Raw genomic sequence first — 4,365 nt, 5'->3', positions numbered from 1 at the left:
AAATCTGACTCTGACGCGGGATGGAGCAGCCCGGTAGCTCGTCAGGCTCATAACCTGAAGGTCGCAGGTTCAAATCCTGCTCCCGCAACCACTTCGGTCGAACAGAGTCTCGAACAAGCCGCCTCAGGGCGGCTTTGTTCATTCTGGGGTGCTCCCAACGCAAGCAAACCTGCCAACTCTCCAATAAGCTCAATCGCATATTCCCCGTCTTCTGGGATCAGCCTGATCACGGATAGCAACCCCCGAATGATGGATATTGCCTCAGCTTGCGAAGAGGGATCGCGCAATGCTGTGGTCAAATTGGCGACTTGTTCCCGATACACATCGGACAATCCGGGATGCAGCAAAACCGGTGGTTCATCAGAGGCGGAGGCGATCAAGGCTTCGAGTTCCGATTTGCGAACCTCCAATGCTGTCAGCTTATCTTTCATGCTTGGGTGGAACATGCCATTGCTAATGGCGTCTATGAGATGTGCGATCTTACGCTCGACCTGCGCCAGATCGCGTTCGGCTTTACCCCTCTCCTGTTGAATGGACCCGGCAAGGCGGTTGTATTCCTCTTGATAGGCTTTGGCGAATTCTGCAATCAGATCAGGGTGCAGCAACTGTTCTTTGAGGCCGGAGAGAACACGGTCCTCCAATTCCGAACGTTTGATCGTCAACCGGTTGTCGCAGGTGCCTTTGTTCCGTTGGGTGGAACACCCGTAGTAGTGTTTGCCGACTTGGATGACACCGCCGCCACAACACCCACAGGTCAGCATGCCGGAAAACAGATGCCGTGCCCGCTTGGTGCGGCCCAGCTTCCGGATGCCATCGCTGATTGCGGTATTGCGTGTTTGTTCCTGCCGTTTCTTTACGGCGTGCCACAGGTCATCAGTTACGATCCGAAGATCGGGCACGTCTTCTATAACCCATTCTTCGGGCGGGTTTGGGCGAGCTTGCCGTCTACCGGAGTTTGGGTCTTTCAAAAAGCGTTGTCGGTTCCAGACCAACCGCCCGACGTAGAGTTCGTTGTTCAAGATGCCGGTGCCCCGTTGGTGGTTGCCATAGATGGTTGATGCACCCCAAGTGCCGCGCGGTCCGGGAATGCCCTCTTCGTTCAGGTTGGCAGCGATGGCACGTGGGCTAAGACCATGGCCGTAATCTTGAAAGATACGTTGAACGATCTGGGCTTGGCTTTCATTGATCCGCCGTTCCCCTGTGGTGACAGACCCGTCTGCGCTCATGTCTCGCACGACATCGTAGCCATAGGTGATACCACCGGCTGACTTACCTTTGCGCACACGTCCCTCAAGTCCGCGATGGGTCTTTTGAGCCAGGTCCTTCAGGAACAGGCTGCTCATTGGTATTCAGACGAAAGCAGAGAATATCACTTGTCCGAGTCTGCCGCTAAATCTTTGATGGAATCAGTGGTGCAAGGTTACGAGTCAAAGCATGGGCATGCTCCAAAGGAACTCTTCATCCATGGTCGGCATTACTTTGACAATAATGAGTGGAAAGGGTTTTCCTCAGCCGTCCCAGATGAGACGCAGCTTGTAGGAATTCGCATAACGACAGGTGATGAAGTCAGGTTGTTTAGGCCAACTTCTTCGAAGCCAGTAATGCGGGGTACGGCATTAGTTGTTACGCCCAAGCAAGGATTCCTTTGGGCTAGAGGTTATGTGCCACGGCTGGCAGGGTATCAGGGTTTTGAAACACCGAAACCGCTAACAGTTCAAATCACTCACGGCGAAGCTGACATTACGCGGGTTTTGACTGATGTTATGAGCCTAACGAAGGTGAACTACAATTCATGTGATTTTGCGAGCGGGCTTCCAGTAACCCTAAAGTTTGCTGATCGCGTTGGTGAGATAATGCTCGCATCACCGCACACTACACACGCTGCACCACTGCCGTTTCGGTTTTATATTTGAGCCCCAGTTATCAGAATATGACCACCCAATGTCCGGTTTGGGCTGCGACCCGCCAACCATACAAACCGCAGAGAAAGGTAATATTGAGCCCACTTTGACCGATGCTGCGGTGTGGGCGAATGCCGGCTTCGAGGAACTTACCAACTGAGCAGAATGTTTATTGAAAATTCCTAGAAATTTCCAGAGCGTTGCCGATGAAGGAGACTCACGATGGTAAACTGTGGTTATCGAACCGGCGTGATTTGGGATGTGACGCGCTCAAATTGGCAAAACAATGCAGACCGCCCAATCGCTTGGTCAGCATGGTATCCAGTCGAAGATGTAGAGACAACTGAACGGCCTCCGGGGCAATTCTTTGAACTTGGAGAAGTTATCTGGGAAGCCACACTGGCCCCGAAGGAGACTTTTCCCGCCATACTGTTATCACATGGTACTGGTGGCACAGCTGAAAGCCTTGGTTGGATCGCCCGCGCGCTGGCATCGGAAGGCTATGTGGTCTTGGGCGCAAATCACCATGGCAACACTGGCTTGGAGCCTTATCGCGCCGAGGGCTTTCTTTGCTGGTGGGAACGAGCGACCGACCTGTCAATACTGCTTTCGGAGGTTGGGTCGAAGGGCTTCTTCGCCAACAGATTGGACCTCGATCAAGTAGCAGCACTCGGGTTCTCTCTTGGGGGACATACGGTCTTGGCCCTGTCAGGTGCGCGAACTTCTTTGGATGAGTTTGACGCATGGCGCAGGGCCAACGAGAATACTGAAGGTGGCCCGAGAGAGTTTCCGGATGCAGCGGAACAAATTCCAACGCTGATGGAAACTTCGGATGCATTCCGCGTATCTTGGGCACGTCATAGCAATGATTACTCAGACGTTCGGATTAAGTCTGTTGTTACGATTGCGCCAGCGCCACCAATCCGTTCATTCGTTTCCACCTCAATCACTGAAATTCAGTTGCCTGCTGTTATCCTTACCGGAGGTGCCGATGATGAAGCGCCATCAGAGCATTGTGCCGATTGGCTTGCTTCACAGAACGACAAGTTCCATCTCTGCTGCCTTGGCCGACACGTGGGACACTACACGTTCTTGGATTTCCCTTCTGACAAGTCGCTCATTGGGAAAGAGGACATCTTTTCAGATCATGAAAGTGTGGACAGAAGAAAAATTCATAAACAGACAATAGAAATCGTAATTCAAAGCCTAAGGACGACAGTAAGCAAACGTGAAGCTTGACCACCTCCTGGTGGGAAAGCAGCCATTGGCGCAGCCGCAGCAAACGGCAACTTCGGGTCCGCATAGCGGAAGTCTAGGAATTGGAATTCTGATGCCCGCTTTTTGCTTTAAACCTGACATCTCAATTGCGTTCTGCAACGGTGGTTGCGCCCTCCCGCAACCAGCGTCAGAAAACCCCAACATTGCCCGTTCAGACTACAATTGATCCACTGGATCAATTGCTTAACGTCTTCACCTCGTCAGGCTCATAACCTGAAGGTCGCAGGTTCGAATCTTACTCCCCGATGCCCCCTAATCCTTAACGAGAGTCTCCGGGTCTGGCTTCATTGCTCTGAGCCCCAACCTTGGACCGCCAGAAGCTGGATTTTCCGGCTCTGTCACGATGACGGGCTGGTGACGCCATCGGGATAATGCATGGCAATCGGGACGTTGTATCCGATTGCGCTGTGGGGTCTGTCCTCATTGTAGTGCCGACGCCAATCCTCCAGCTTTTCGCCGGCATCTGCAAAGCTCATGAACCAGTGTGCGTTCAGGCATTCCGCCCGGAGCTTGCTGTTAAACGCCTCAATGAAGCCATTGTCCGTGGGCTTTTCAGGCCGTGAGAAGTCGAGGGTAACGCCGTTGGCGTAGGCCCAGAGATCGAGGCCCCGCGAGATGAACTCGCTGCCGTTATCGACTCTGATCGTCTTGGAGTAGCCGAACTGCCCGCAGACCCGTTCGAGCGTCTGCACAACATCTTCACTTCGATAGGTGAAGCGCGGATCGGCCGCAGGGCAGAGCCGGGAATGCGTGTCGACAACGGTCAGGATGCGCAACCTCCTACCCAGGGCGAGCTGGTCGTGAACGATGTCCATCGCCCAGACATCGTTCGGCCCAACGGCTTCCTGACGGTCTTCTCTGAGCTTTGCCTTCACCCGGCGCTTGGGGTGCTTGTTCCTGAGCTGCAGGCCCAACTCGTTGTAAATCCTGCGTGTCTTCTTCATGTTGATCACCCAGCCCTCCCGTCTCAGAAGCACGTGGACGCGCCTGTAGCCATAGCGCACACGCGTCTCTGCGATCTCTTTGATCCGCCGTTCGACGGCAGCCTGATCCGTCCGCCGGGACTTGTAGTGGTAGGTGGATGTGTCGAAGCAGATTGGACGTGTCGCGGTTTGATGCCGCTCCTTTGATAGCATTTATTGCAACAAAGGAGACGAACTATGGGACTGAAACGGACGGACGAATT

Annotated in this window: 4 protein-coding genes, 1 tRNA gene and 1 pseudogene; 4 read left to right on the top strand and 2 right to left on the bottom strand. The window is 53.7% G+C overall.

Annotated features, from left to right (window positions below; genetic code table 11):
- Positions 1-14 precede the first annotated feature (14 nt).
- Positions 15-91: transfer RNA gene (locus ACR0BZ_RS19635), tRNA-Met, on the top strand.
- On the opposite strand, the gene ACR0BZ_RS19630 is transcribed toward ACR0BZ_RS19635, so the two are convergent.
- A complete protein-coding gene (locus ACR0BZ_RS19630) occupies positions 48-1,154 on the bottom strand; it encodes a recombinase family protein (RefSeq protein ID WP_480921060.1) in 1,107 nt (368 codons plus the stop codon). The genes ACR0BZ_RS19635 and ACR0BZ_RS19630 overlap by 44 nt on opposite strands.
- On the opposite strand from ACR0BZ_RS19630, the gene ACR0BZ_RS19625 reads away from it, so the two are divergent.
- The 3 genes from ACR0BZ_RS19625 to ACR0BZ_RS19615 all read left to right on the top strand — a co-directional run bounded on the left by ACR0BZ_RS19625 (position 1,134) and on the right by ACR0BZ_RS19615 (position 3,140).
- Positions 1,134-1,268: a hypothetical protein gene (locus ACR0BZ_RS19625; RefSeq protein ID WP_480921059.1), complete on the top strand. Its 135-nt coding sequence runs from the start codon at positions 1,134-1,136 to the stop codon at positions 1,266-1,268. The genes ACR0BZ_RS19630 and ACR0BZ_RS19625 overlap by 21 nt on opposite strands.
- Before the next feature lie 42 nt (positions 1,269-1,310).
- Positions 1,311-1,913, top strand: coding sequence for an argonaute/piwi family protein (locus ACR0BZ_RS19620; protein WP_480921058.1), 603 nt, complete (start codon positions 1,311-1,313; stop codon positions 1,911-1,913).
- Between the two features lie 210 nt (positions 1,914-2,123).
- Positions 2,124-3,140 carry an alpha/beta hydrolase family protein gene (locus tag ACR0BZ_RS19615; RefSeq protein WP_480921057.1) on the top strand — a complete coding sequence of 339 codons (1,017 nt, stop codon included), beginning with the start codon at positions 2,124-2,126 and terminating at the stop codon, positions 3,138-3,140.
- 377 nt (positions 3,141-3,517) lie between these two features.
- Here ACR0BZ_RS19615 and ACR0BZ_RS19610 read toward each other — a convergent pair.
- Positions 3,518-4,270, bottom strand: a pseudogene (locus tag ACR0BZ_RS19610) (IS3 family transposase); the annotation flags it as partial.
- Positions 4,271-4,365: the final 95 nt, after the last annotated feature.

It is taken from the genome of Ruegeria sp. P8 (assembly GCF_056534665.1).
Note: the sequence above shows the minus strand (reverse complement) of the source record. Positions and strands in the feature narration are given on the sequence as shown.